The organism is Variovorax beijingensis, assembly GCF_007828835.1.
Lineage (GTDB): Bacteria > Pseudomonadota > Gammaproteobacteria > Burkholderiales > Burkholderiaceae_C > Variovorax > Variovorax beijingensis_A.
The window spans coordinates 599,825-626,313 of sequence record NZ_VIVL01000003.1; the positions used below are offsets into that span (position 1 = coordinate 599,825).

At 68.4% G+C, this 26,489-nt stretch carries 29 protein-coding genes; 20 read left to right on the forward strand and 9 right to left on the reverse strand.

The window, feature by feature from the left end:
• The first annotated feature begins 5 nt into the window (after window positions 1–5).
• Both FB547_RS13325 and FB547_RS13330 read left to right on the forward strand, forming a co-directional pair.
• Window positions 6–1,205, forward strand: a complete 1,200-nt coding sequence (locus FB547_RS13325; protein ID WP_145742906.1) for an ATP-binding protein — start codon at window positions 6–8, stop codon at window positions 1,203–1,205.
• 70 nt (window positions 1,206–1,275) lie between these two features.
• Window positions 1,276–2,535, forward strand: coding sequence for an O-antigen ligase family protein (locus FB547_RS13330; protein WP_145742907.1), 1,260 nt, complete (start codon window positions 1,276–1,278; stop codon window positions 2,533–2,535).
• On the opposite strand, the gene FB547_RS13335 is transcribed toward FB547_RS13330, so the two are convergent.
• The 3 genes from FB547_RS13335 to FB547_RS13345 are packed head-to-tail and all read right to left on the reverse strand — an operon-like array spanning window position 2,536 to window position 4,125.
• Entirely contained in the window at window positions 2,536–2,958 is a 423-nt protein-coding gene (locus tag FB547_RS13335) for an ABZJ_00895 family protein (RefSeq protein WP_145742909.1), read from the reverse strand.
• Window positions 2,955–3,164: a zinc-finger domain-containing protein gene (locus FB547_RS13340; RefSeq protein ID WP_012745419.1), complete on the reverse strand. Its 210-nt coding sequence runs from the start codon at window positions 3,162–3,164 to the stop codon at window positions 2,955–2,957. The genes FB547_RS13335 and FB547_RS13340 overlap by 4 nt, the downstream gene beginning before the upstream one ends.
• A gap of 7 nt (window positions 3,165–3,171) precedes the next feature.
• A complete protein-coding gene (locus FB547_RS13345) occupies window positions 3,172–4,125 on the reverse strand; it encodes a branched-chain amino acid transaminase (RefSeq protein ID WP_124958353.1) in 954 nt (317 codons plus the stop codon).
• A gap of 130 nt (window positions 4,126–4,255) precedes the next feature.
• Between FB547_RS13345 and FB547_RS13350 the strand changes: the two genes are divergently transcribed.
• Window positions 4,256–5,260 (forward strand): recombination-associated protein RdgC, encoded by a 1,005-nt coding sequence (locus tag FB547_RS13350; RefSeq protein WP_145742911.1) that lies wholly within the window; start codon window positions 4,256–4,258, stop codon window positions 5,258–5,260.
• A gap of 24 nt (window positions 5,261–5,284) precedes the next feature.
• Here the strand turns inward: FB547_RS13350 and FB547_RS13355 are convergent, their stop codons facing one another.
• Both FB547_RS13355 and radA read right to left on the reverse strand, forming a co-directional pair.
• The gene (locus FB547_RS13355) at window positions 5,285–5,728 is read right to left on the reverse strand and encodes a glycerate kinase (RefSeq protein WP_145742913.1); all 444 of its coding nucleotides are present in this window, start codon (window positions 5,726–5,728) and stop codon (window positions 5,285–5,287) included.
• A gap of 250 nt (window positions 5,729–5,978) precedes the next feature.
• Complete coding sequence (gene radA, locus FB547_RS13360; protein WP_145742915.1) at window positions 5,979–7,367, reverse strand: DNA repair protein RadA; 1,389 nt, start codon at window positions 7,365–7,367, stop codon at window positions 5,979–5,981.
• Window positions 7,368–7,466: 99 nt separating this feature from the next.
• Between radA and hpaR the strand changes: the two genes are divergently transcribed.
• The 14 genes from hpaR (at window position 7,467) to FB547_RS13430 (ending at window position 20,417) form a co-directional block, all read left to right on the forward strand.
• The gene (gene hpaR, locus FB547_RS13365) at window positions 7,467–7,901 is read left to right on the forward strand and encodes a homoprotocatechuate degradation operon regulator HpaR (RefSeq protein WP_145742916.1); all 435 of its coding nucleotides are present in this window, start codon (window positions 7,467–7,469) and stop codon (window positions 7,899–7,901) included.
• A complete protein-coding gene (locus FB547_RS13370; protein ID WP_145742918.1) occupies window positions 7,898–8,533 on the forward strand; it encodes a fumarylacetoacetate hydrolase family protein in 636 nt (211 codons plus the stop codon). Before hpaR ends, FB547_RS13370 begins: the two co-directional genes overlap by 4 nt.
• Window positions 8,530–9,300 (forward strand): fumarylacetoacetate hydrolase family protein, encoded by a 771-nt coding sequence (locus FB547_RS13375; RefSeq protein WP_145742920.1) that lies wholly within the window; start codon window positions 8,530–8,532, stop codon window positions 9,298–9,300. The genes FB547_RS13370 and FB547_RS13375 overlap by 4 nt, the downstream gene beginning before the upstream one ends.
• 41 nt (window positions 9,301–9,341) lie before the next feature.
• On the forward strand, window positions 9,342–10,334 hold the full coding sequence (locus FB547_RS13380) for a Bug family tripartite tricarboxylate transporter substrate binding protein (protein WP_145742921.1): 993 nt from the start codon (window positions 9,342–9,344) through the stop codon (window positions 10,332–10,334).
• A gap of 20 nt (window positions 10,335–10,354) precedes the next feature.
• Window positions 10,355–11,821: a 5-carboxymethyl-2-hydroxymuconate semialdehyde dehydrogenase gene (hpaE, locus tag FB547_RS13385; protein WP_145742923.1), complete on the forward strand. Its 1,467-nt coding sequence runs from the start codon at window positions 10,355–10,357 to the stop codon at window positions 11,819–11,821.
• Window positions 11,818–12,792: a tripartite tricarboxylate transporter substrate binding protein gene (locus FB547_RS13390; RefSeq protein WP_145742925.1), complete on the forward strand. Its 975-nt coding sequence runs from the start codon at window positions 11,818–11,820 to the stop codon at window positions 12,790–12,792. The genes hpaE and FB547_RS13390 overlap by 4 nt, the downstream gene beginning before the upstream one ends.
• Before the next feature lie 21 nt (window positions 12,793–12,813).
• Window positions 12,814–13,677: a 3,4-dihydroxyphenylacetate 2,3-dioxygenase gene (gene hpaD, locus FB547_RS13395; protein WP_145742927.1), complete on the forward strand. Its 864-nt coding sequence runs from the start codon at window positions 12,814–12,816 to the stop codon at window positions 13,675–13,677.
• A 9-nt stretch (window positions 13,678–13,686) separates the two neighbouring features.
• Window positions 13,687–14,091, forward strand: a complete 405-nt coding sequence (locus FB547_RS13400; protein WP_145742928.1) for a 5-carboxymethyl-2-hydroxymuconate Delta-isomerase — start codon at window positions 13,687–13,689, stop codon at window positions 14,089–14,091.
• A gap of 5 nt (window positions 14,092–14,096) precedes the next feature.
• Entirely contained in the window at window positions 14,097–14,900 is an 804-nt protein-coding gene (gene hpaH / locus FB547_RS13405; RefSeq protein WP_145742930.1) for a 2-oxo-hept-4-ene-1,7-dioate hydratase, read from the forward strand.
• A gap of 10 nt (window positions 14,901–14,910) precedes the next feature.
• On the forward strand, window positions 14,911–15,732 hold the full coding sequence (hpaI, locus tag FB547_RS13410; RefSeq protein WP_145742932.1) for a 4-hydroxy-2-oxoheptanedioate aldolase: 822 nt from the start codon (window positions 14,911–14,913) through the stop codon (window positions 15,730–15,732).
• Between the two features lie 14 nt (window positions 15,733–15,746).
• The gene (ilvD, locus tag FB547_RS13415) at window positions 15,747–17,477 is read left to right on the forward strand and encodes a dihydroxy-acid dehydratase (protein ID WP_145742934.1); all 1,731 of its coding nucleotides are present in this window, start codon (window positions 15,747–15,749) and stop codon (window positions 17,475–17,477) included.
• Window positions 17,478–17,512: 35 nt separating this feature from the next.
• Window positions 17,513–18,502, forward strand: a complete 990-nt coding sequence (locus tag FB547_RS13420) for a Bug family tripartite tricarboxylate transporter substrate binding protein (protein WP_145742935.1) — start codon at window positions 17,513–17,515, stop codon at window positions 18,500–18,502.
• Between the two features lie 138 nt (window positions 18,503–18,640).
• Window positions 18,641–19,438, forward strand: coding sequence for a class II aldolase/adducin family protein (locus FB547_RS13425; RefSeq protein ID WP_145742936.1), 798 nt, complete (start codon window positions 18,641–18,643; stop codon window positions 19,436–19,438).
• 1 nt (window position 19,439) lies between these two features.
• Window positions 19,440–20,417 carry a 2-dehydropantoate 2-reductase gene (locus tag FB547_RS13430; protein WP_145742937.1) on the forward strand — a complete coding sequence of 326 codons (978 nt, stop codon included), beginning with the start codon at window positions 19,440–19,442 and terminating at the stop codon, window positions 20,415–20,417.
• 27 nt (window positions 20,418–20,444) lie between these two features.
• On the opposite strand, the gene FB547_RS13435 is transcribed toward FB547_RS13430, so the two are convergent.
• From FB547_RS13435 to alr, 3 genes are all read right to left on the reverse strand, one after another.
• Window positions 20,445–20,978, reverse strand: a complete 534-nt coding sequence (locus FB547_RS13435) for a DUF4329 domain-containing protein (protein ID WP_186454155.1) — start codon at window positions 20,976–20,978, stop codon at window positions 20,445–20,447.
• Window positions 20,979–21,095: 117 nt separating this feature from the next.
• Entirely contained in the window at window positions 21,096–21,830 is a 735-nt protein-coding gene (locus FB547_RS13440; protein ID WP_145742939.1) for a hypothetical protein, read from the reverse strand.
• Complete coding sequence (gene alr, locus FB547_RS13445) at window positions 21,827–22,927, reverse strand: alanine racemase (protein WP_145742940.1); 1,101 nt, start codon at window positions 22,925–22,927, stop codon at window positions 21,827–21,829. The genes FB547_RS13440 and alr overlap by 4 nt, the downstream gene beginning before the upstream one ends.
• 173 nt (window positions 22,928–23,100) lie before the next feature.
• On the opposite strand from alr, the gene lplT reads away from it, so the two are divergent.
• The 3 genes from lplT to FB547_RS13470 all read left to right on the forward strand — a co-directional run bounded on the left by lplT (window position 23,101) and on the right by FB547_RS13470 (window position 26,012).
• Window positions 23,101–24,405: a lysophospholipid transporter LplT gene (lplT, locus tag FB547_RS13450; RefSeq protein WP_145742941.1), complete on the forward strand. Its 1,305-nt coding sequence runs from the start codon at window positions 23,101–23,103 to the stop codon at window positions 24,403–24,405.
• 211 nt (window positions 24,406–24,616) lie between these two features.
• Window positions 24,617–25,507: a DMT family transporter gene (locus FB547_RS13465; protein WP_145742942.1), complete on the forward strand. Its 891-nt coding sequence runs from the start codon at window positions 24,617–24,619 to the stop codon at window positions 25,505–25,507.
• Between the two features lie 13 nt (window positions 25,508–25,520).
• On the forward strand, window positions 25,521–26,012 hold the full coding sequence (locus FB547_RS13470; protein ID WP_145742943.1) for a glutathione peroxidase: 492 nt from the start codon (window positions 25,521–25,523) through the stop codon (window positions 26,010–26,012).
• A 7-nt stretch (window positions 26,013–26,019) separates the two neighbouring features.
• Here FB547_RS13470 and FB547_RS13475 read toward each other — a convergent pair whose 3' ends face one another.
• Window positions 26,020–26,448 (reverse strand): carboxypeptidase regulatory-like domain-containing protein, encoded by a 429-nt coding sequence (locus tag FB547_RS13475; protein ID WP_145742944.1) that lies wholly within the window; start codon window positions 26,446–26,448, stop codon window positions 26,020–26,022.
• Between the last annotated feature and the right edge of the window lie 41 nt (window positions 26,449–26,489).

The following is a 26,489-nucleotide window of genomic DNA, read 5'->3' on the forward strand; positions in this document are numbered from 1 at the left end:
GGCCGATGCTGCGCGGCCTGTACTCCCGCCACCTCTACGTGCGCATCTGGCTCGCGGTGGTGGGTGGCGTCGTCATCCTCACGCTGATGGCCAACTGGATCGTGCGCGAGGCGGCCGAGGCCGAGCGCGAACGGCTGGCGCCGGTGCCGCGCAACGTGGTGGTGCTCGATGCGCAGGACCGCACCATCGGCAGCGGCAAGGCGCTGCGCGTGCCGGGCCAGGGGCTGGAGTTCGACGTGACGCTCAGCGACGGCAAGGCCATCACGCTGCGCGTGGCGCCGCGCGACCGGCCCTCGGGCACCGGCGGGTTCGCGCCCTGGCGCACGCCGTTCGGGCTGGGCTGGATGATTGCGCTGGTGGGCATGGCGGTGGCGCTGGGCGTGTATCCGATCGTGCGGCGGCTCACCCAGCGACTGGAGGCACTGCAGCGCGGCGTGCAGCGCTGGGGCGAGGGCGATCTCTCGGTGCGCGTGACCGAAGAAGGGCAGGACGAAGTGGCTGATCTCTCCAAACGTTTCAACGCGTCGGCCGAGCGCATCGAACAGCTGGTGCGTTCGCACAAGTCGCTGCTGGCCAACGCATCGCACGAGCTGCGCTCGCCGCTCACCCGCATCCGCATGGGCCTGGAGCTGATGGGCGAACGCCCGAGCCCCAAGGCGCGCGAGGAAATCTCGCGCAACATCGGCGAGCTCGACCAGCTCATCGACGAGATCCTGCTGGCCAGCCGGCTCGACGCGAGCGAGGCCGACATGGGCACCATCGAGGCCGTCGACCTCACGGGGCTCGCGGCCGAGGAATGCTCGCAGGTGAATGCCGAGCTCGACCTGGTAGCAGGCACCGACAATGCCAGGCTCACCGTGCCCGGCGTCCCGCGCCTGTTGCGCCGCGCGATCCGCAACCTGCTCGAGAACGCGCGCCGCTACGGCGCCGGCGAGATCAGTGTGGAGCTCGGCAGCGCCAACGGCTTTGCCACCGTGCGCGTCACCGACCGCGGCCCGGGCGTGCCGCCGGCCCTGCGCGAACGCATCTTCGAGCCCTTCTACCGGCTGCCCGGCGCCAGCGAGCGCAACGGCGGCGTCGGCCTCGGGCTCGCGCTGGTGAAGTCGATCGCCGAGCGGCATGGCGGCAGCGTGCGCTGCGAAGACGGCCCGGAGGGCGGCGCGAGCTTCGTGATCCGCCTGCCGGCGAGCGCACCTGCGCACTGAACCCGCGCCCCGGGGGTGCGCCGGGGCAAGTCAGGCTGGGTCCGCCGGCCCCACCTAAAATCCCGCCCCTATGCAGAGATCGCACATCGTCAGGCCCGCGGCCATGTTCTGGGGGCTGGTGGTGTTCATGCCCGTCGGCGTCACCTACCTTTCGGCCCTGCTGCTGCTCGCCACCATGCTGCTGGCCGGCGGGCTGCGCGAGCGCTTCGCGCGGCTGCGCGCCAATCCGCTGTGGTGGCCGCTGGTGGCGTACCTGGCCTGGACCTTCATCGTGCTGGCCATCGGCCCGCACTACCCCGAGACCGGCTCGAACCTGTTCCATGGCCTGCGCATCGGCCTCACCATCCTGATGGCGATGGCGCTCGCGCGCGAGGAAGCGGTCTGGGCGCTGCGCGGCTTCCTGCTGATCGCGGCGCTGAACATCCTGCTGGTCGTGGCCTATTACGCCATCGGCTTTCCGATCTGGGCGCCGCTGCGCGCGGTGGTCATGGAAGTGGGCAACAAGTCGATCAGCAATGCGCTGCTGTTCAGCGTGGTGGCGTCCACGGCGGCCGTCTGGGGCATTGCGCAGATCGCCGCGCGCCGGCCGCTGCGCGCCATTCCCGCCTTCGTGCTGATGCTCGGGCTGGGGCTGGTGGTGGCGCTGCCGCTGACCTCGCGCACCTCGGTGCTCGCGCTGCTGCTGGTGATCCCGGTGGTGTGCATCCACCAGTGGCGCAGCCACCTGAAGATGCTGGTGAGCGCGCTGGTGCTGGGCGCCGTGGTGCTGGCGGCGGGGCTCTACCAGCTGCCGCAGCTGCAGCACAAGGTCGAGACCGGCGTGGAAGAAATCGAGAAGGCGCAGGCCGGCGAGATCTTCAAGGGCAGCTGGGTCATCCGCTACTACATGTACCGCGACACCGGCCGCATGATCGCCGACCGGCCGCTCGCCGGCTGGGGCATCGGCGGCTGGACCGACCAGTGGCACAAGCGCGGACCGGCGCTCTTCGCCGACTCGAACATGCCGCACAACGACTTCCTCTGGGTCGGCGCGCAGGGCGGGCTGCCGGCCTTGCTGAGCCTGCTGGCCATCATGGCGGGCGCCGTCTGGCAGGCATGGAAACGGCCCGACATCGCGGGGCGCTATGCGCTGGCGGCCACGCTGATCGCGCTGATCGCGTCGAGCGTGAACTCTGCCGTGCGCGACGCCCAGATCGGGCTCGCGCTGCTGTGGATCGCGATGGTCTACCTGCGGCTCGCGCAGGAGCCGCGGGACACGCAGCCCTGGCGCGACCTCTGGCCGACGCGCCGCATCGCGGCGGCGCTCGAGGTCCCGCCGCAATCCCGATAGCTATCTGCGGCTATTGCTGCTGCGTTTGGCTTCAGCGGCCGCGAACTGCCGGCCCGCCATGCCGACGAAAAAGTAGATCACCGCGGCGTGCAGCGCGCCCACGAAAAGCAGCACCAGCAGCATCGGCCCCAGTTGCAGGACCGAGGCACCGGCCGCCAGCGCCGCCGCCACCGAGACCGCGGCCTGGATCGCCAGGTCGATCGCGATCATGCCGAGCACGGCACGGGTCTTTTCATCGCGTGCGAGGTACCGGCCGTTCTTCTTGCCGAAGGCCAGGCACACCCACATCACGGCGCCCAGCAGCGCGGCCGTATTGACGCCCGCGTTGGCCTTGACGCCGAACATGTTCAGCGCCAGGCCCAGGATGAGCAGCAGGAGCAGGTAGGCGGCGCCGAAGCGCCCGAGCAGGCCGCGAACGGTCAATGCCGCGACGACACCGTCTCGCCCGCCTTCAGGCGGTAGACGGTGCCGCAGTACGGGCACTTGGCTTCACCGGTGCGCGCCACGTCCAGGTAGACCTTGGGATGGGTGTCCCAGAGCTTCATGTCGGCCTTGGGGCTGGGGCAGAACACGCCGCCCTGATGGTTGAGCTCCCTGGCCAGGAGTTCGACGACTGCGTTGGTAGGCATGGTTTTCTCAGACTTTCGTGAGCCAGTGGGCGTATTTGGGGTTCTTGCCGTTCACGATGTCGAAGAAGGCAGCCTGGATCTTTTCGGTGACGGGACCGCGCGATCCGCCGTCGCCGCGGTTGCCGATCTCGATGCGGTCGAGCTCGCGGATGGGCGTCACTTCAGCGGCCGTGCCGGTGAAGAAGGCTTCGTCGGCAATGTAGACCTCGTCGCGCGTGATGCGCTTTTGCACCAGCTCGAGCCCCAGGTCCTTGCACACGTGCAGGATGGTGTTGCGCGTGATGCCGTTGAGCGCGCCGGCCGAGAGGTCGGGCGTGTAGACCACGCCGCCCTTGACCACGAAGATGTTCTCGCCCGCGCCTTCGGAGACGAAGCCGCTCGCGTCGAGCAGCAGCGCCTCGTCGTAGCCGTCGTCCAGCGCTTCCATGTTGGCGAGGATCGAGTTGGTGTAGTTGCTCACCGTCTTGGCCTGCGTCATCGTGATGTTGACGTGGTGGCGGGTGAAGCTCGAGGTCTTCACGCGGATGCCGCGCTTCATGCCTTCTTCGCCCAGGTAGGCGCCCCAGGACCAGGCCGCGACCATGGCGTGGATCCGGTTGCCCTTGGGGCTCACGCCGAGCTTTTCGGAGCCGATCCAGATCAGCGGGCGCAGGTAGCAGCTTTCGAGCTTGTTCTCGCGCACCACCTGCTTCTGGGCTTCGTTGAGCTGTTCCTGCGTGAACGGGATCTTCATGCGCAGGATCTTGGCGCTGTTGAACAGGCGCTCGGTGTGCTCGGCCAGGCGGAAGATGGCGGTGCTGCCGTCGGCCGTCTTGTAGGCGCGCACGCCCTCGAAGGCGCCGCAGCCGTAGTGCAGCGTGTGGCTCAGCACGTGGATCTTGGCGTCGCGCCAGTCCACGAGTTCGCCGTCCATCCAGATCTTGCCGTCACGGTCGTCCAGCGAGGGGGGGATCGAGCTCATTTCCTGATTCCTTTGGGAGCTGTGGGGGTGCGACAGGGGAAGTCGCAAAAGCTTTCGATTTTACGGCCGAGCCCGCAACGCCGTGCCCGACAATGGCCGGTTGTCCAAACCAGTGGAAAAAAGGGTTTCCGTGTCCGTATTCAAGAACGTCATCGTCTATCGCATCGAACCTGCCTGGTCCCAAACACTGGCCGAGGCCGAAGAAGCGCTCGCCAAGGCGCGTTTCGAGCCCTGCGGCCCCTCGCAGGAAAAATCCGCCGGCTGGATCGAACCCCGCGGCGAGGCCAATGGCCCGCTGGTCGAATCCATCGACGGCCAATGGCTGGTCGAATACATGATCGAGAGCAAGGCGGTGCCCGGCTCCGTGGTGCGCCGCAAGCTCGACGAGCGCTGCGCGCAGATCGAGGCCGCCACCGGCCGCAAGCCCGGCAAGAAGGAAAAGAAGGAGCTCAAGGAGGACATCACCCTCGAGCTGCTGCCGATGGCCTTCACGCGCAGCGCCCGCGTGGCCGTGTGGATCGACAAGGCCGAGCACCGCCTCGTGATCAACAGCGGCAACGCCGCGCGCGCCGACGAAGTGGTCACCAGCCTCGTGAAGTCGCTCGACGGCTTTGCGGTGGCCCTCATCAACACGCAGATCGAGCCCGCCGCCGCCATGGCCAACTGGCTGCTGACGCAGGAGCCGCCGGCCGGCTTCACCATCGACCGCGAGTGCGAACTCAAGGCCTCGGACGACTCCAAGGCCGTGGTGCGCTACGCCAAGCACCCGCTCGACATCGAGGAGGTGCAGAAGCACATCACCGACGGCAAGCGCCCGACGCGCCTGGCGCTCACCTGGGACGACCGCGTGTCCTTCGAGCTGACGCACGGCATGCTGATCCGCAAGATCGTGTTCCTCGAAGGCACGGGCGACGGCGCGGCCGGCGGCAAGAAGGAAGACAACTTCGACGCCGACGTGGCCATTGCCACCGGCGAACTCGGCCAGCTGGTGCCGGCGCTGCTCGACGCGCTGGGCGGCGAGGCGGCCTTCAGCGGCGCCCCAACGGACGCAGCAGCGCCGAAGGCTGCCGCGCAAGTGCCTGCGACCACCACACCGGCCGATGCCGAAGCCGAGGAAGAAGACGCGCCGTTCTGACGGCCGGCGCTTCCTGGCTTCTTCCTAGCCCGCGTTGTTCTCTTCGGAAGACGGCGCGTCGTCGGGCGCGGCTTCGGGCCGCGTCAGCGTCCAGCTCTGCAGCTTGCCGCCGTTGAACACGGCGTCGACGTACGAGCCGCCGGTGTCGGTCCAGCGGTAGAGCTCGGGCTGCTCGTCCTTGGGCGAGCGCAGTTCGCCCAGGGCGCGCGTCATCGCAATGACGTGCATCAGCGTCACGCCCGGCTTGAGCTTGGCGTTGAGCATCACCGCGCTCGCGACATAGCCCACCGGCCGGTCGGCCGCGCGCTTGAGCACCTGCATGGCGCGGTTGAAGTGCAGCAGCAGGAACATCACGATGGCGCCGCCGGTCAGCGCCACGCCGGCCCAGCCATAGCTGCGCCATGCGAGCCCGAGCAGGACGATGCCGCCCACGGGCACCAGTATTTTCTGGAAATTCATGGGCCGCATTGTCGCCTCGCGCGGTAGCCGGCGCGGCTACCGCCAGGCGCGCAGGACGGTACTCGCCCCCAAAAGCGACCCGCGCGGCGGCGCCAGCGGGCACATTTCGCCGCACGGGCCAACGCCACCGGCTTCAGGGAGAGGCAACCGAGGTTGCCAGCACAACAAGAAGACACGTCACACATATCGGGGGGACAGGGAGGATCGCCCGGCGCATCAGTGGTGCGCCGGGCATTTTTTTGCGCAATCGATCCCTCGGTCAGTCGAGGCGGCGCACGATCTCCATCGCCTCCTCGATGCGCTCGACGGCATGGATGGTCAGGCCCTCGATCTCCTTCGCGCCCTTGCGCGGCGCGTTGGCCTTGGGCACCACGGCCACGCTGAAGCCGAGCTTGGCCGCTTCGCGCAGGCGCTCCTGGCCGCGCGGCGCGGGGCGCACTTCGCCGGCCAGCCCGACCTCGCCGAAGGCGATGAAGCCCTTGGGCAGCGGCTTGCCGCGCAGGCTCGAGGTGATGGCGAGCATCACGGCCAGGTCGGCCGCCGGCTCGCTGATGCGTACGCCGCCCACCGCGTTCACGAACACGTCCTGGTCCATGCAGGCCACGCCGGCGTGGCGGTGCAGCACGGCCAGCAGCATCGCGAGGCGGTCGCGGTCCAGGCCCACCGACAGGCGGCGCGGGCTCGGCCCGCCGTTGTCGACCAGCGCCTGGATCTCCACCAGCATCGGCCGCGTGCCTTCGAGCGTGACCAGCACCACGCTGCCGGGCACCGGCTCGGCATGCTGGCTCAGGAAGATCGCGCTCGGGTTGGCCACGCCCTTCAGGCCGCGCTCGGTCATCGCGAACACGCCGATCTCGTTGACGGCGCCGAAGCGGTTCTTGATGGCGCGCACGAGGCGGAAGCTCGAATGCGTGTCGCCTTCGAAATACAGCACCGTGTCGACCATGTGCTCGAGCACGCGCGGTCCCGCGAGCGCACCCTCCTTGGTGACGTGGCCCACCAGCACCACGGCCGTGCCGCTGGTCTTGGCAAAGCGCGTGAGGTGGGCCGCGCATTCGCGCACCTGGGCCACCGAGCCTGGCGCGGAGGTGAGCTGGTCGGAATACACCGTCTGGATCGAGTCGATCACCGCGATGGCCGGACGCGTGGCGTCGAGCGTGGCGATGATCTTCTCGAGCTGGATCTCGGCCAGCACCTGCACCTGCGAGTGGTCCAGGCCGAGGCGCCTGGAACGCAGCGCCACCTGCGCGCCGCTTTCCTCGCCGGTGACGTAGAGCGCGTTCTGCCCCGCGCGCTGCAGCGCATCGACCGCCTGCAGCAGCAGCGTCGACTTGCCGATGCCCGGATCGCCGCCGATCAGCGTGACGCCCCCCGAGACGATGCCGCCGCCCAGCACGCGGTCGAGCTCGTCGAGCCCGGTGGGCGTGCGCGCGACGTCGGTCGCTTCTATTTCGGAGAGGGTCGCGAGTTCGGACACGCCCGCGAGCGCGGCGTACTGCGTGCCGAAGCGGTTGTTGGCCGGGCCGCTGCCGCCCGCCACCTGTTCGATGAGAGTGTTCCAGGCGCCGCAGCTCGGGCACTTGCCGAGCCACTTGGGGCTGGTGCCGCCGCATTCGCTGCAGACGAAAGTTGTTTTGTCCTTGGCCATGCAGCGAGTTTAGGTGTCCGCACAAACCCTGATGCCGAACGGCTTGGAAAGCGTTTGCCAATCATTTAACATGTTAAGTAATTTGGAAAGGCACCGCGCTTGAGCACCACCTTCGCCCACCGCAACCTCCCGCGTCTGCTGCTGCAGGCGCGCGAAGCCGTCATGGCCCACACGCGGCCCAGCCTGCGCGAGCACGCGCTGTCCGACCAGCAGTGGCGCGTGCTGCGCGTGCTCGGCGAGAACGGTGCGGTCGAAACCGGCCGCGTGGCGCGCGAGGCCTTCATCCTCGGCCCCAGCCTCACGGGCGTGCTCGCGCGCATGGAGCGAGACGACCTCATCACCCGCAGCCGCGACCCCGAGGACCAGCGCCGCACCGTGGTCGAGGCGACGGCGCACGGAATGAAGCTGGTGAAGAAGCTGTCCTCGAGCATCGAGTCGCACTACCAGTGGCTGGAGCAGTCGCTGGGCAAGACCAAGCTGACGCAGCTGTATGGGCTGCTGGACGAACTGATCGCGCTGGAGCAACCCGAATGACCTCCTCCCCTTTCCTGCCGACCGGCACCGTGTACGGCACGCTGCTGAACTTCCGCGCCGAGCTCGATGCGCTCGCGCCGCAGATGACGCAGCCACCCTACAAGGCACCGCCGAAGGCGCCGGTGCTCTATGTGAAGACGGCCAACACCTGGAGCCCGCACGGCAGCGCCATCGCGGTGCCTTCGTCCGTGCCAGAAGTGGAGATCGGCGCGAGCATCGGCATGGTGATCGGTGCCGAGGGCGACGTCGAGGGCTTCGTGCTGATGAACGACCTCTCGATTCCGCATGCGAGCTTCTTCCGCCCGCCCGTGAAGTTCAAGTGCGTCGATGGGTTCCTGGGCATCGGCCCGGTGCTGCGCGATGCGCAGGAGGTGGCCGACCCCGCGCACTTCCACGTCGAGGTGCGCATCAATGGGGAGTTGAAGCAATCGATCGATTTCTCGCAGCTCGTGCGGCCGGCGCAGCAGCTGCTCACCGACGTGGGCGAGTTCATGACGCTCGCGCATGGCGACGTGCTGATGCTCGGCTGCGACGCCGGCCGGCCGCTGGCGCGTGCGGGCGACCGCATCGAGATTTCCGCGCCGGGGTTCGAGAGCCTCTGCAACACGCTCGTGCAGGAGGCCGCCGCATGAAGCACGCACGCGTCATCTTCGAAGGCCGCGAGCACACCGGCACCGCACACGACTTCAACGGCCAGGCCGACGCCGCCGTGCGGCTGGACGACGGCCGCGTCGTGCCGCAGGAACAGCTCGTCTGGCTGCCGCCGCTCGCGCCCACGCCGCGCCCGCGCACCATCCTCGCGCTCGGCCTCAACTACGCCGATCACGCGAAGGAACTCGAGTTCAAGGCGCCCGAGGAGCCGCTGGTGTTCATCAAGGGCCAGAGCACGCTGATCGGCCACCGGCAGTTCACGCACCGGCCGGCTGGCGTGCAGTTCATGCACTACGAGTGCGAGCTCGCCATCGTGATCGGCAAGACCGCAAAGCACGTGAAGCGCGATGACGCCTGCGACTTCATCGGCGGCTACACCGTGGCCAATGACTACGCGATCCGCGACTACCTGGAGAACTGGTACCGCCCCAACCTGCGCGTGAAGAACCGCGACACCTGTACGCCGCTGGGCCCGTGGTTCGTCGATGCGGCCGACGTGCCCGATCCGATGGCGCTCGCATTGAAGACCACGGTGAACGGCACCGTCACGCAGCAGGGCAGCACGCGCGACATGATCTTCGACGCGCCCTTCCTCATCGAGTATTTCAGCCGCTTCATGACGCTGTCGCCGGGCGACCTGATCCTCACGGGCACGCCCGACGGCGTGGTCGACTGCAAGCCGGGCGATGTGGTCGTCTGCGCGATCGAAGGCATCGGGGCCCTGGTCAACACCATCGACGCGGCCTGAATTTTTTCCTGTCACACACAAAAAAAGCGGAGACAAGCACCATGAAAGCCAGAAAGAAAATGCCCGGCGTGGCAGCCATGCTCGTGGCGCTGAGCGCCTCGGTGCTCGCGCTCGGCGCGTCCGCGCAAACCGCAGCCTACCCGGCCAAGCCCGTGCGCTGGGTGGTGGGCTACCCGGCCGGCGGTGGCACCGATTTTCTCGCACGCACGGTCGGCGCGCAGGTGTCGCAGCAGATGGGCCAGCCGGTGCTGGTCGACAACAAGCCCGGCGCGGGCGCGATCATCGCGTCGGAGAACGTGGCGCGCTCGCCCGGCGACGGCTACACCGTGTTCTCGGCCGACAACGGCGTGCTGATCTACAACCCCGCGCTCTACAGGAAACTGCCCTACGACGCCGAGAAAGACTTCGCGCTCGTCGGCATGATGGGCCGCTCGCCGCTCATCATCACGGCCGCGCCCAATGCCGGCATCGCCGATGCGAAGGCGCTGCTCGCCGCGCTCAAGGCATCGCCCGGCAAGTACAGCATCGCGACGCCGGGTACCGGCAGTCCGCACCACCTGGCGATGGAACTGTTCCAGCGCGAGGCCGGCGTGTCGATGCTGCACGTGCCTTACAAGGGCGGCGCGCCGGCGCTGCAGGACCTGATGGGCGGGCAGGTGCCGCTGATGATGCTCGACCTGCCCAGCGGTGTGAGCGCCGTGAAGGCCGGCAAGGTGGTGCCGCTGCTCGCGATGTCGGCCGAGCGCATTGCGCAACTGCCCAACGTGCCCACCGCCAAGGAACTGGGCTACGCCAACGTCGAGGCCTACACCTGGCAAGGCCTCGTCGCACCCGCCGCCACGCCGAAGGAAGTGCAGGCGAAGCTGGGCGCGGAGCTGCAGAAGGCCATGGCCGATGGCGGCGTGCGCCAGAAGCTCTACGACGCGGGCTGGGAAGCCCGCCCTGCAGACGCCGCCGAAATGACGCGCTACACCGACGCCGAGCGCAAGAAGTGGCATGCCCTGATCAAGGCGCGCGACATCAAACTCGATTGAACCGGACCGGACATTTCTCCATGCAACAGATCGACCATCTCATCGGCGGCAAGTCCGTCGCCGGCAGCGACTACTTCGAAACCGTCAACCCCGCCACGCAGGAGGTGCTGGCCGAAGTCGCCTCGGGCGGCGAGGCCGAAGTGAATGCGGCCGTGGCCGCCGCCAAGGAGGCCTTCCCGAAGTGGGCCGGCCTGCCCGCGCCCGAGCGCGCCAAGCTCATCCGCAAGCTCGGAGACCTGATCGCCCGGCACGTGCCCGAAATCGCGCAGACCGAGACCAACGACTGCGGCCAGGTCATTTCGCAAACGGGCAAGCAGTTGATCCCCCGCGCGGCCGACAACTTCTATTACTTCGCCGAGATGTGCACGCGCGTGGACGGCCACACCTATCCCACGCCCACGCACCTGAACTACACGCTGTTCCATCCGGTGGGCGTGTGCGCACTCATCAGCCCGTGGAACGTGCCGTTCATGACGGCCACCTGGAAGGTCGCGCCCTGCCTGGCCTTCGGCAACACCGCGGTACTGAAGATGAGCGAGCTCTCGCCGCTGACAGCTGCGCGCCTGGGCGAACTCGCGCTCGAAGCGGGCATTCCCGCCGGCGTGCTGAACCTGGTGCACGGCTACGGCAAGGAAGCCGGCGAGCCGCTCGTGGCGCACCCCGATGTGCGCGCGATCTCGTTCACCGGCTCCACCGCCACGGGCAACCGCATCGTGAAGAGCGCGGGCCTGAAAAAGTTCAGCATGGAACTCGGCGGCAAGAGCCCGTTCGTGATCTTCGACGACGCCGACCTCGACCGCGCGCTCGACGCGGCCGTGTTCATGATCTTCAGCAACAACGGCGAGCGCTGCACGGCCGGCTCGCGCATCCTGGTGCAGCAGTCGATCTACGCCGGCTTTGCCGCCAGGTTCGCCGAGCGCGCCAGGCGCATCACCGTGGGCGACCCGCTCGACGAGAAGACCATCGTGGGCCCGATGATCTCGCAGGCGCACCTGGCCAAGGTGCGCAGCTACATCGAGCTGGGGCCGAAGGAAGGCGCGACGCTGCTGTGCGGTGGCCTCGAGGCGCCAGCGAACCTGCCCGACCGCGTGAAGAAGGGCAACTACGTGATGCCCACCGTGTTCGCCGATGTCGACAACCGCATGAAGATCGCTCAGGACGAGATCTTCGGGCCGGTCGCCTGCCTGATTCCGTTCAAGGACGAGGCGCACGCAATCGAACTCGCCAACGACATCGCCTACGGCCTCAGCAGCTACGTGTGGACCGAGAACATCGGCAAGGCCCACCGCGTGGCCGCTGCGGTGGAGGCCGGCATGTGCTTCGTCAACAGCCAGAACGTCAGAGACCTTCGCCAGCCCTTCGGTGGCACCAAGGCCTCGGGCACGGGGCGCGAGGGCGGCACGTGGAGCTACGAAGTGTTCTGCGAGCCGAAGAACATTGCGGTATCGATGGGCTCGCACCACATCCCGCATTGGGGCATGGCATGAACACGCGGCGCCGCACGCTGCTGCAGGGCGCGGCCGCACTCGCCGCGCTGCCCTCGCTCGCGCGGGCACAGACCGCCTGGCCCCACAAGCCGGTCCGCGTGATCGTGCCCTTCCCGCCCGGCGGCACCACCGACTTCGTCGCGCGCCTCGTAGGCACCGAGGTGGCGAAGGCGCTGGGCCAGCCGGTGATCGTCGAGAACAAGCCCGGCGCGGGCACGGTGATCGGCGTCGACTCGGCGGCCAAGGCCGCGCCCGACGGCTATACCTTCGTCTGCGTGGCCAACAGCTTCACGGCCAACCAGACGCTGGTCCGCAAGCTGCCCTACGACACGCAGAAAGACCTGCGCCCCGTCGCGCTCATGGGCATGTCGGAGCATGTGCTGGCCACGCATCCCGCGAGCGGCCTGAAGACGCTGGCCGACCTGCGCAACGCCGCCACGGCCAAGCCCGGCACGCTGAGCTTCGCCTCCTTCGGCAACGGCACCTCGGCCCACCTGTCGGGCGAGATGCTCAAGCTGCAGATGGGCCTGGACATCATGCACGTGCCCTACAAGGGCCAGGGCCCCGCACTCACCGACCTGCTCGGCGGGCAGGTGACGATGATGTTCGGCAACTGGCCCGAGTTCCGCAGCCACGTGCAGGGCGGCAAGCTGGTGGCGCTGGGCATGGCGACCGCGCAGCGCTCGCAATACGCGAGCGCCATACCCACACTGGCGGAACAGGGCGTGCCCATCGAGTCCAATTCGTGGAACGGACTGCTGGCGCCCGCTGGCACGCCCGATGCCATCGTGCAGCGCATGAACGCCGAGGTGAACCGCGCGCTCGCGAGCCCCGCGGTGGCCGAAGCCTTCCAGAAGGGCGGCATCGCGCCGCTGCCAGGCACGCCGGAGCGCTTCGCGGCCTTCATCCAGAGCGAGATCGCGAAGTACGGCGACGTGATCCGCAAGGCCAACATCCAGCTCGAAGCCTGAACGGAACAAGGAGATACGGACATGGGCCAACTCGCTCTCGCCGCCAAGATCACGCACGTGCCGTCGATGTACCTCTCGGAATTCCCGGGACCGAACTTCGGCTGCCGCGACGCCGCGATCAACGGGCACAAGGAAATCGACCGGCGCTGCCGCGCGCTGGGCGTGGACACCATCGTGGTGTTCGACGTGCACTGGCAGGTCAACAGCGAATACCACATCAACTGCGGCCCGAAGTTCGGCGGTACCTACACCAGCAACGAACTGCCGCACTTCATCAAGAACATGCCCTACGCCTACCCCGGCAACCCGGCGCTGGGCCACCTGATCGCCGACATGGCCAACGAGATGGGCGTGAAGAGCCGCGCGCACAGCGACACCACGCTCGAACTGGAGTACGGCACGCTGGTGCCGATGCGCTACATGAACCCCGACCAGCACTACAAGGTGATCAGCATCAGCGGCTGGTGCGACTGGCACGACCTCACCGAGTCGGGCCGCTTCGGCCTCGCGGTGCGCCGCGCGATCGAGGAGCGCTACGAGGGCACGGTGGCGGTGTTCGCGAGCGGCTCGCTCTCGCACCACTTCGCGGACAACGGCCGCGCCCCCGAATTCATGCACAAGGTCTACGATCCCTTCCTCGAGCAGGTGGACCGCCGCGTGGTCGAACTGTGGAAGGCCGGCGACTGGCAGACCTTCGTCGGCATGCTGCCGATGTACGCCGACAAGTGCTGGGGCGAAGGCGACATGCACGACACCGCGATGCTGCTGGGCCTGCTGGGCTGGGACCGCTACACCGCGCCGGTGGAGGTGGTCACGCCCTACTTCGGCAGCTCGGGCACGGGGCAGATCAATGCGATCTTCCCGGTCACACCCCTTCCCGTCTGAGCACGCACCATGCCCCACCTCGTCATTCTCTACACGCCCAACATCGAAGCCGAGACCGACATGTCGGCGCTGTGCCGCACGCTGGCCGACACCATGCTCGCGCAGCAGGACGAGACCGGCAAACCGGTGTTCCCCATCGGCGGCACGCGCGTGCTGGCCTATCCCGCTGCGCACTGCGCGGTGGCCGACGGCAAGGCCGACTATGCCTTCGTGTACCTCAACATCCGCATGGCCGCGGGGCGCTCGGAGGCCGTGAAGAAAAAAGCCGGCGACGAACTTCTGGCCGCCGTGCGCACGCATTTCGAACCGATCTTCGACAAGCGCCACATCGGCATCACACTGCAGATCGACGAAAGCCCGGGCCAGGTGTACGACGGCAAGCACAGCAACCTGCATCCGCTCTTCAACAAGTAGAAACCATGCTCACCGCCGACACCATCGCCCAGCTGGCCGCCGAACTGCACGAAAGCGAAAGGTCGCGCGTGCAGGTCGAGCATTTCTCCAAGCGCTTTCCGGAAATGACCCTCGAGGACGGCTACGCCATCTCGCGCGAATGGGTCAGGCAGAAGATCGCCGAGGGCCGCGTCGTGAAGGGCCACAAGATCGGCCTGACCTCGCGTGCCATGCAGCAGTCCAGCCAGATCGACGAACCCGACTACGGCACCTTGCTCGATGACATGTTCTTCGAGCAGGGCGGCGACATTCCGTTCAAGCGCTTCATCGCGCCGCGCATCGAGGTGGAGCTGGCCTTCGTCCTCGGCAGGAAGCTGCAGGGGCCGAACGTGAGCATCTTCGACGTGCTGGCCGCCACCGACTACGTGGTGCCGGCCATCGAGATCATCGACGCGCGCATCGAGCAGTTCGACCGCCACACCAAGGCGCCGCGCAAGGTGTTCGACACCATTGCCGACAACGCGGCCAACGCCGGCATCGTGATGGGCGGCCGGCCGGTCAAGCCCGACGCGGTCGACCTGCGCTGGGTGAGCGCGCTGCTCTACAAGAACGGCGTGATCGAGGAGTCGGGCGTGGCCGCGGCCGTGCTCAACCACCCGGCCACGGGCGTGGCCTGGCTCGCGAACAAGCTCGCGCCGTGGGACGAATGCCTCGAAGCCGGCGAAGTGGTGCTGGGCGGCTCGTTCACGCGGCCCACCACCGCCCTGCCCGGCGACACCTTCCATGCCGACTACGGCCCTCTGGGCAGCATTGCCTTTCGTCTCATCTAAAAGACACACCATGCAAACACCCCTGAACACCTTCAAGCAGGCCATGCAGGCCGGCGAACAGAAGATCGGCCTCTGGGTCGGCCTGGCCGACGGCTATGCGGCCGAGATCCTGGCCGGCACCGGCTTCGACTGGCTGCTGGTCGACGGCGAGCACGCGCCCAACGACGTGCGCTCGGTGCTCGCGCAGCTGCAGGGCATCTCCAGCGCCTGGTCGGCACAGCCCGATTCGGAACGCTCGCATCCCGTGGTGCGGGTGCCGGTGGGCGACGTCACGCTGCTCAAGCAGTACCTGGACATCGGCGCGCAGACCATCCTGGTGCCGATGGTCGACACCGCCGAGCAGGCGGCGCGCATGGTGCAGGGCATGCGCTATCCGCCCGAAGGCATCCGCGGCATGGGCAGCGCCCTGGCGCGCGCCTCGCGCTGGCAGGCCTATCCGCGCTACCTGCACGAGGCCAACGCGCAAACCTGCCTGTTGGTGCAGGCCGAGACCGTGGAAGCCATGAAGAACCTCGACGCCATCGCGGCCACGCCGGGCGTGGACGGCGTGTTCATCGGGCCGGCCGACCTGTCGGCCTCGATGGGCTTCGTCGGCCAGCCGAACCATCCCGAGGTGCAGGCCATGATCGCCGACGCCATCGCGCGCATCCGCAAGGCCGGCAAGGCGCCGGGCATCCTGTCGACCACCGAGGAGCAGGCGCGCAAGTGGCTGGCCGCCGGCGCGCAGTTCGTGGCGGTGGGCGTGGACACCATCCTGCTCACGGCGGCGGCCAGGCAGCTGTCGTCCCGGTACAAGAGCGCCGCGAGCGCCGTAACGCCCAGCGGCTACTGACGCTCCTTCGCGCCATGACCTCCCCGACCGATCCCAAGCGATTCCGCTCCGCCACCATCCGCGAAGGCACGATCCGCGCGACCACGCGCAGCTTCCTGCATGCGCTGGGGCAGGACGACGAGGACATCGAGCGCCCGCACATCGGCGTGTTCCACACCGGCGGCGAGATGAGCCCGTGCAACCTCAACCTGCGCGAACAGGCGCAGCACGCCAAGACCGGCATCTACGCCGGCGGCGGCACGCCGCACGAATGCCCGGTGGTGTCGGTGAGCGACGGGCTCACCATGGCGCATTCGGGCATGCGCTTCTCGCTGATCTCGCGCGAGCTGATTGCCGACAGCGTCGAGGCCTCGACGCGCGGCCACCAGTGGGACGGCATCTTCGCCATCGGCGCCTGCGACAAGAACCTGCCGGGCCTGATGATGGGCATGGTGCGCTGCAACGTGCCGAGCGTGTTCGTGCATGGCGGCTCGGCGCTGCCGGGGCAGATGCCGGGCCCGGACGGCCGCGACCTCAATGTGGTCGATACCTACGAAACCATCGGCAAGGTGCTGGCCGGCACCGCCACACACGGCGAGCTCGACGCCATGAGCCGCGCCTGCCTGCCCACGGCCGGCGCCTGCGCGGGCCAGTTCACGGCCAACACCATGGGCATGGTGTCGGAAGCGCTGGGCCTCGCGCCCATCGGCTCGAGCATGGTGCCGGCGGTGTTCAGCGAACGCGCACCACTGATGCGCCGCGCCGCGAAGAACCTCATGAAGGCGGTGCTGGGAGACAGCCCGCTGCCGCGCGACATCGTCACGCGCAAGGCGCTCGAGAACGCCTGCGCCGTGGTGTCGGCCACCGGGGGCTCGACCAACGCCGCGCTGCACCTGCCGGCCATCGCGCACGAGGCCGGCATCAGGTTCCACCTCGACGACGTGGCCGAGGTGTTCGCGCGCACGCCGCTCATCGCCGACCTGCGCCCGGGCGGGCAGTACCTGGCACGCGACGTGTTCTACATCGGCGGCGCGGGCGTCATCCTTCGCACGCTGATGGAGCAGGGTTTCGTGCACGGCGATGCGCTCAGCTTCACCGGCCGCACGCTGGCAGAGGAACTGGCCGATGCCGCCGCGCCCGACGGCCGCGTGGTGCGCGCGCCAGGCGATCCGATCACGCGCGACGGCGGCCTGGCCGTGCTCAAGGGCAACCTCTGTCCCGACGGCGCGCTGCTCAAGACCGCGGGCCTTCAGACGCTGGTGCACCGCGGCCCGGCGCGCGTCTTCGATTCGGAGGAACAAGCGCAGGCCGCCGTGCAGAACCGCCGCTACCAGCCCGGCGACGTGATCGTGATCCGCAACGAGGGCCCGAAGGGCAGTCCCGGCATGCGCGAGATGCTGGGCATCACCGCGCTGCTCTACGGCCAGGGCATGGGCGACAAGGTGGCGCTTTTGACCGACGGGCGCTTCTCGGGCGCCACGCGCGGCCTGTGCATCGGCTATGCGGGGCCCGAAGCGGCCGACGGCGGGCCGATTGCGGCGCTGCAGGACGGCGACATGATCGCCATCGACGCGCGGGCCGAAGCGCGCGCCATTTCGGTGGAACTGACGGCGGAAGAGATTGCACTGCGGCTCTCCCGACGTCAGGTAAACGCGGGGGTCCCGCACCGCGGCTTGCTGGAAAAATACGCGCTCACCGTGCGGCCCGCTCACCAGGGCGCCGTGACCCATTCGGGCGCAGTCACCTGGCTGCGCGACGAGTCTTGAGTGAAACGCAACCCACAACACCCCGGAGACAGACCATGACCTTCACCCGCCGCCAGCTGCTGCAGACCACCGGCGCCTCGGCGCTGCTCGCCAGCCTGGGCCAGCGCGCCTTCGCGCAGGCCTCGCTCGAAACCGCCACCATCGTCACCGGCTTTGCGGCCGGCGGCACCTCGGACACCACCTGCCGGCGCATCGCGCAGAAGCTCAGCCCCGACTACGCCAAGGCCGCCGTGGTCGAAAACCGCACCGGCGCGGGCGGCCAGATCGCCGTGAGCTACGTGAAGGGCCGGCCCGCCGACGGCGCCACCATCCTGCAGACGCCCACCTCCATCCTCACGATCTACCCGCACATCTACAAGAAGCTGCCGTACGACCCGATGGTCGACCTCACGCCGGTCAGCATCGCCTGCATCTTCGACTTCGGCTTTGCAGTCGGCCCCGCAGTGCCCGCCAGCGTGAAGACGGTGCCCGAGTTCCTGGCCTGGGCCAAGGCCAACCCGGCCGGCGCCAACTTCGGCTCGCCGGCCGCGGGCTCCACGCCGCACTTCATCGGCGCGCTCTTGGGCAAGAAGGGCGGCGTCGAGCTCAAGCACGCGGCCTACCGCGGCACGCAGCCGGCCATGCTGGACCTGCTGGGCAGCAACATCTCGGCCGTCTCGGGCCCGATCGGCGACATCACGCAGCACCTGGCCTCGGGCAAGGTGCGCATCCTGGGCATCTCGGGCGCCAAGCGCAGCCGCTTCGCGCCCGAGGTGCCAACCTTCGGCGAACAGGGCATCCAGGACATGGCGCACAGCGAATGGTTCGCCTTCTTCCTGCCCGCCAAGGCCTCGCCGGAGCTGGTCGCAAAGCTCAACACCTCGATGAAGAACGCGCTGGCGCAGAAGGACGTGATCGACGGCCTCGGCACCTTCGGCCTGGAAGCCATGTCCTCCACGCCCGCCGAGCTGACCGATCTGCTCAAGAAAGACACCGCCAAGTGGGCGCCGATCGTGAAAGAGGTCGGCTTCACCGCGGAGGGCTAGCCCACCCCCGAAGCGGCTCACTGCGTGTAGCCGCCTCCCCCTCAAGGGGGCAACACCGGCGGCCCGGCAAAGCCGGTTCCGCGGTGTTCCCCGCAAAGAGCTCGGGGACAAGACAAGCGTCATCTGAAAGGAACTGCAATGAACACCACACTCGCCACCCGCGTGCCGCCGTCGGCGCCGGTCCATCCCTCGATCCATCCCGACGAGCGCGCCGCGCGCGAACAGCTCGCGGCCTGCTACCGCATCTTTGCGATGCTTGGGTGGACGGAAATGATCTACAACCACATCACCCTTCGGCTGCCCGACAGCGTGACGGGCGGGGAGAAGCAGTTCCTCATCAACCCCTTCGGCCTGCACTACAGCGAGGTCACGGCCAGCAACCTGGTGAAGATCGACCTGCACGGCAAGGTGCTCGACGGCTCGACGCATCCGGTGAACCCGGCCGGCTTCACGGTGCACGCCGCCATCCACGACGGCCTGCCCGGTGCGCATTGCGTGATGCACACGCACACCACGGCCGGCGTGGCTGTGGCCTGCCTGCAGGGCGGCCTGCAGCAGACCAATTTCTATACCGCGCAGCTGCACGGCATGGTGGCCTACCACGACTTCGAGGGCATCACCATCCACGCCGACGAGGGCCCGCGCCTGCTCAGGAGCATCGGCGACCGCAACGCCGTGATCCTGCGCAACCACGGCCTGCTGGCCTGGGGGCAGACGCTGCCGCAGACCTTCGCGATCCTCTGGACCCTGCAGCGCGCCTGCGAGATCCAGATGGCCACCTTCTCGATGGGCGCGGCCATTCCGGTGAGCGAGGAGATCGCGCAGCGCTGCACGCGCGATGCGCTGCAGTTCAGCCCCGAGCATGGCGCGGGGCAGGACGTGTTCGACGCGCTGGTGCGCCAGATCGACCGCATCGACGCCAGCTACAAGAACTGACATGAAGATCTGCATCTACGGCGCCGGCGCGATCGGCGGATGGATCGGCGCCAGCCTGGCGCAGGCCGGCGAGCGGCTCAACGTGGTGGCGCGCGGCGCCACGCTCGAGGCACTGCAGCAAGGCGGCCTTTCGCTGATGCGCGGCGACGTGCGCACGCGCGTGCCGGTCAACGCAGTGGCCGACCCCGAAGCGCTCGGCACGCAGGACCTCGTGGTCATCGCCGTGAAGGCGCCGGCGCTGGCCGGCGTGGCCGAACGCATCGGACCGCTGATCGGGCCCGACACCCTGGTGCTGGTGGCGATGAACGGCGTGCCGTGGTGGTTCCTCGAAGGCGGCTTCGGCGGCGCCATCACCGGCCACCGCCTGGCGGCCGTGGACCCCGACGGCGCAATCGCAAGGGCCATTCCCTCGCGCAACGTGATCGGCTGCGTGGTGCACGCGAGCTGTTCGCTCGACGGGCCCGGCGTGGTGCGGCATCACTTCGGCAACGGGCTGATCGTGGGCGAGCCTTCGGGCGAAGCCACGCCGCGCGTGCAGAAGCTGGTCGCGCTGCTGCAGCGCGCGGGCCTGGACGCCACGCTGTCGCCGCAGATCCAGAAGGACGTGTGGTTCAAGCTCTGGGGCAACATGACGGTGAACCCGATCAGCGCGCTCACGGGCGTCACCACCGACCTGATCATGGGCGACGACTACGTGCGCGGCTTCATCTCGGCCGTGATGCTCGAGGCCAAGGAGATCGGACAGCGCATCGGCATCGAGATCACCCAGAGCCCCGAAGACCGGCATGCGGTGACGATGAAGCTCGGCGCGTTCAAGACCTCGATGCTGCAGGACGTGGAAGCCGGGCGTTCGGTGGAGCTCGATGCGCTGGTCACCGTGGTGCGCGAGCTCGGCGAGCTGACGGCGGTGGCCACGCCGTTCACCGATGCGCTGCTGGGGCTGGCGCGGCTGAAGATGCGGCAGCTCGGGCTGTATTGAGCGCCGCGGGGCGCCGGCGCACGCGCTTCAAAGCAGCCGCGGCGCCGGGATGATGCGTCGCCGCAGCGTCTTCGGCGCGGGCTTCTTCACCGGAACCGGCTGCGGCAGGTCGCGGGCGTTGCGCAGGCGCGGTCCGGCCACCATGATCTTGCGCAGGCGGTGGTCGTAGCGCAGGAACAGGCCTGAGACGCTGCCCACGTAGGCGTCGATCTTCATGTCGTTCGCGACGCCGCGGTCCTCGGGCGAGAAGCGGTCGGGCTCCATGTTGAAGCCTGCGCCCTTGTAGGCCGGATGCGTGTGGTAATAAGCCACCGCCGTCGTGCCCTCGGGGCAGCCTCCGTTGCCGAGGCGGTGGCCGACGTCGACCGTGTTGGTGTCGCCCTCGCGCGGCGGCATCGCGAAGAACTGGTTGCCCTGCTGGCAGATCATGGCGCCGAACTCCTTGCGGCGTTCGATCGACTCGATCAGCACGGACTCCAGTGCCGCGCGCGCCGCCTCGGTGACGGTGTTGAAAAGCTCGTACTCGAGAGGGAATGCGGGTGCGGGAAGTGGTTCAGCCATGCCGCGAGTGTGGTGGCTCTGCGGGCGCCAGACCATCCGACGGACTGCGTATGACGATCGACCGGTCAGGCGCAGGCAGGCATCGCGGCCACCCACAATGCAGCCACCGGAAGAAGCTCAGTGCTTCTTCAGCAGGACCCGCACCGCCTCGGGCAGCGAATTGACCTGGGGCATGAAATGGTCGAGCGCGGCGCCGAGGACCACCGCACAAAAGACAGCCCCCAGCAGCGGCTTCCACGTCAGCCGCACGGCCGCCATCAGCCAGCCTTCGCGCGCCACGCGCACCGCGGCGCGCGCCGACACGTACGAGAACGCCACCTCGACGGCCACGGCCAGCAGCGCGTCCCAGCTGAAGTAGAGCAGCACCAGCGAACCGGCGCCGAGCACGATGGCCGTGCAGATCAGGAAGATGGCGACCACCGGCACCACGACGACGGCGCCTTCGTCCGCGGCGCCCGCCACCTCGAGCGCGCCGCTGGCTGCATCGGACAGCGCGCTGCCGCCGGTGCCGCCGGCCGGGCTGCCGCCCGCATCGAACGCCAGATCGCCCGCATCGACGACGTCACCCGCATCGAGGTTGAAGCCGGCGCGGTTCTCGACCAGCCGCCGGGCCCACCAGCGCAGCACCCCCAGGTAGCCGAGATATCCCACGCCCAGCGTGAGGAAATAGCGCACCGCCAGCGACTGCACGCCGAACACATGCATCTGCAGCGCCGACACGCCCCACATCAGCAGCAGCGTGAAGCTGCCGATCAGGATGCCATGCGTGCGCAGGCTGTAGTTGCGGTGCAGGTCGCGCTCGAGCTGCGTCTCCCACAGGCGCACCGAGCGCCAGTTGGAGAGCACCTTCATTCGTCGTCGGCCGGGGCGAAGGGCACGCGCGGCGCCACCGCGCACATGAGCTCGTAGCCGACGGTGCCGGCGGCCTGCGCGACCTCGTCGATGAGCAGCACCGCGCCGCTCACGGCCGAGCGGCCCCACAGCGTGACCTCGGTGCCGAACTTCGCCTCGGGCACGGGCGTGAGGTCGACGGTGATCATGTCCATGCTCACGCGGCCCACCATGCGGGTGCGAACGCCGTTCACCAGCACTGGCGTGCCGGTGTTGCAGTGGCGCGGATAGCCGTCGGCATAGCCGACCGCGGCCACGCCGATGGTCAGCGGCCCGTCGGCCGTGAAGTTGGAGCCGTAGCCGATGGTGTCGCCGGCCTTCAGCGACTGAATCCCGATCAGTTTGGTCGAGAGCGTCATGGTGGGCTGCAGCTGCCAGTGCGCCGCGTCGTGCTCGGGAAAATCGGGCGCGCTGCCATACAGCACGATGCCGGGGCGCACCCAGTCGCCGCGGGTCTGCCGGGCATGGCGCAAGGTGGCGGCGCTGTTGGCGATGGAGCGCTCGCCCGGCAGGTCGTGCGTGACGCGCTCGAACACCTCCAGCTGGTGCGCGATGCCGCGCGCGCCGTCGGCGTCGCTGAAATGCGTCATCAGCGAGATCTCGTCGACCTGCGGCAGCGCGTTCAGCCGCGTCCAGGCCGAGCCGAAGCGCTCGGGCGCGAAGCCCAGGCGGTTCATGCCGGAATTCATCTTGAGGAACACGCGCTGCGGCTTGAGCGTCTTGTGGGCCGCGAGCATGTCGATCTGCTCGTCGCAGTGCACCGTGTGCCACAGGTCGAGCCGCGAGCACAGTTCCAGGTCGCGCGCGTCGAACACGCCTTCGAGCAGCAGCACCGGCCCGCGCCAGCCGAGGGCGCGCACGCGCTCGGCCTCGGCCAGGTCGAGCAGCGCAAAGCCGTCGGCGCCGCGCAGGCCTTCATAGACCCGCTCGATGCCGTGGCCATAGGCATTGGCCTTGACCACGGCCCAGACGCGGGCATCGACCGCGGCACGCCGTGCCCGGTCGAGGTTGTGGCGAAGTGCGGCGGTGTGGACAGTGGCGAGAATGGGGCGCGGCATTGGGGGGCGTCGAATGGTGAACAGATGGGGTTTTAGCATCTTCCCGGACCAGGCCGTCCAGGATGGGAACGCTGATTTCGCTGTCGTACCCCCATGCTATAACCGCCCATTCGCCCAAAAGACGCGACACTTTCTCACTACTGCCAGCACCTTCCTGGCCAGCCAGCCCATCGATGAAGCGCGGTTTCTACACGATCATGTCGGCCCAGTTCTTTTCGTCGCTGGCCGACAACGCGATCTTTGTCGTGGCGGTCGAGCTCATGCGAAGCACGGGCGCGGCCGAATGGCAGCGCGCGGCGCTGGTGCCGATCTTTGCCGTCTTCTACGTGGTGCTGGCGCCGCTGGTGGGCGCCTTCGCCGACGCCTTGCCCAAGGGGCGGGTGATGTTCATCAGCAACGCCATCAAGGTGATCGGCTGCCTGATGATGCTGTTCGGCTCGCATCCGCTGCTGTCGTATTCGATCGTGGGGCTGGGCGCGGCGGCCTATTCGCCGGCCAAGTACGGCATCCTGACCGAGCTGCTGCCCGCTTCGCAGTTGGTAAAAGCCAACGGCTGGATCGAAGGGCTCACGATCGCCTCGATCCTGCTGGGCATCGTGCTCGGCGGCTCGCTGGTGGGGCATGCGGTCTCCAGCCGGCTGCTGTCGTTCGACATGCCTTTGATCAACACGGGGGTCGATTCACCGGCCGAGGCGGCCATCTCGGTGCTGATCTTCGTCTACATGCTGGCGGCCTGGTTCAACACGCGCATTCCGCACACCGGCGTCGAGATGCGGCCGCTGCGCGCCAATCCGGCGCATGGCCTGGCGCGCAACATGTTCTCGCTGCTGCCCGACTTCTGGCACTGCAACGCACGCCTGTGGCGCGACAAGCTCGGCCAGATCTCGCTGGCCACCACCACGCTGTTCTGGGGCGCGGGCGCCAACCTCAAGTACATCGTGCTGGCCTGGGCCGCGCTTGCGCTCGACTACAACACCACGCAGGCCACGGCGCTCACCGGCGTGGTCACCATCGGCATGGCGGTGGGCGCCATTGTCGCGTCGATGCGCATGCGGCTGGACATGGCCACGCGCGTGATTCCCATGGGCATCGGCATGGGGCTGCTGGTCATCAGCATGAACCTGATCGGCAACGTCTGGATCGCGGTGCCCTTTCTGATCCTGCTGGGCGGGCTGGGCGGCTTCCTGGTGGTGCCGATGAACGCGCTGCTGCAGCACCGCGGCCACAACCTCATGGGCGCGGGCCGCTCGATTGCCGTGCAGAACTTCAACGAACAGGCCTGCATCCTGCTGCTCGGCGGCTTCTACAGCGCCTGCACCGGCCTGGGCCTGTCGGCCTTTGCGGCCATCGGCGCCTTCGGCGGCGTGGTGGCGGGCTGCATGTGGCTGATCCAGCGCTGGCATCATCACAACCTGCGCAAATACCCCGAGGAAGTCGAGCACCTGCTCGCCATCGCCCGCAGCGACAAGCATCATTGACCTCCCCCAGGCTGCGCGCACTTCGTGTCGCTTCGCCCACCCCCTCACCGGGGGCAACACCAGCGGCCCGGCAAAGCCGGTTCCGCGGTAGTCCTGGGCTCACCCCCGAGGCTTCGCGCACTGCGTGTCGCTTCGCCTTCCCCCTCACCGGGGGCAACACCAGCGGCCCGGCAAAGCCGGTTCCGCGGTGTTCCACGAAAATTCCGTCTTCATGCCTGCTCTTGCATTGATTTTCAACGCCTTTGTGTGGGGCGTTTCGTGGTTCCCGTTCCGGCACATCGAAAGCCACGGGCTGCACCCCGTCTGGACCACCTGCATCATCTACGTGGCCATTTCCGCGGTGATGGGCTTCTTTCGCCGGCACGCCTGGCGCGGCTTCGCGGCGTATCCGATGCTGGTGCTGCTGGGCCTGGCGGCGGGCTTCACCAACCTGGGCTTCAACTGGGCGGTGACGCAGGGCGACGTGGTGCGCGTGGTGCTGCTGTTCTACCTGATGCCGCTGTGGAGCGTGCTGCTGGGCTGGGCCGTGCTGGGCGAGCGGCCCACCGGCGGCGCGCTCGCGCGCGTGGCGCTGGCGCTGACCGGCGTGGCCGTGGTGCTCAAGACGCCCGGCGTCGAATGGCCGGTGCCCTCGAGCCTGCCGGATTGGCTGGGCCTGGCAGCCGGCTTCAGCTTTGCCGTGACCAACATCGTGCTGCGCCACCTGCGCGACGCGCCCGGCGAATCGCGCGCGCTGGCCATGTTCTGCGGATGCGCAACGGTGGCGGCCATCGCGGCGGCGGCCGGCACCCTGCTGGGCGCCTTCGGCTCCCCGCTTGCCGCGGAGCCGGGCTGGATCGGGTGGGCGGCCTTGCTGGGCACCGGCTTCGTGGTGGCCAACGTCTGCCTGCAGTACGGCGCGGCGCGGCTGGCGGCCAGCGCCACGGCGGTGATCATGCTGTCGGAGGTGCTTTTTGCCAGCGTCTCTTCCGTGGCGCTGGGCGCGGCCCAGATGGATCCGCGCATCCTGGCGGGCGGCGCGCTGATCGTGCTGGCCGCCGTGTGGTCGGCGTTTGCGCGAACGCCGGCGCGGGGCGATGATCGGCTTTCGTCCCCCACCTGACCGAGGCAGCGCCATGACCACCAGCATCTACGACTTCGAAGCCAAGCGGATCGACGGCAAGAACGTGAAGCTCTCGGACTTCCGGGACAAGGTGCTGCTGATCGTCAACACGGCCAGCCAATGCGGCTTCACGCCGCAGTTCGCAGGGCTCGAGGAGCTGTACGAAAAGTACGCCAGCCAGGGGCTCGTGGTGCTGGGCTTTCCGTCGAACCAGTTCGGCTCGCAGGACCCGGGCACCAACGAGGAGATCGGCGCGTTCTGCACCACCAACTACGGCGTGAGTTTTCCGATGATGGAAAAGATCGACGTCAACGGCAGCAACGCCGCGCCGCTCTACCAATGGCTCACCAAGGAAAAGCCGGGCCTCCTGGGCAGCACGGCCATCAAGTGGAACTTCACCAAGTTCCTGGTCGGCCGCGACGGGCGGGTACTCAAGCGCTATGCACCGCTGGACACGCCCGCGTCAATCGCGCGCGACATCGAGGCGGCGCTGGCGGCGGGCTGAGGCCCGCTCAGAACCTGAAATCGACGGTCTTCGAGCCGCCGCCCACCGTCACCGTCTGGCTCTTGGCACTGCCGGCCATGGCAGCGTCGATGGTGTAGCGGCCCGCCGGCAGGTCGACCAGGCAGACCGGCCCGCTGGCGCGCAGGCCCAGCGAAGGCGCGCCGTCGGCGCCCTTGATGTCGACCTGGACATCCGCCAGATAGGCGCCGTCGGAGCGCGCGAACAGCAGCGCCAGCGGATGCTCCTTCATGGCCGCGCGCATCGCGGTCGATTCGTCCGAGCCGATGCCGCCGCAGACATAGCGCACCGCGCCCTCGCCCTTCCATTGCGGCATGGCCGACTGGGCTTGCACTGCGAAGACGCCGGCCGCACAGGCGAGAGCCAGCAAGGCACGCCGCAAGGTCCTGGAGGCGATGAAAGCTGGAACGGAAGACATGAGGCTTGCTCCTTGGAAAATCGGTGCCGCCATGATGCGGC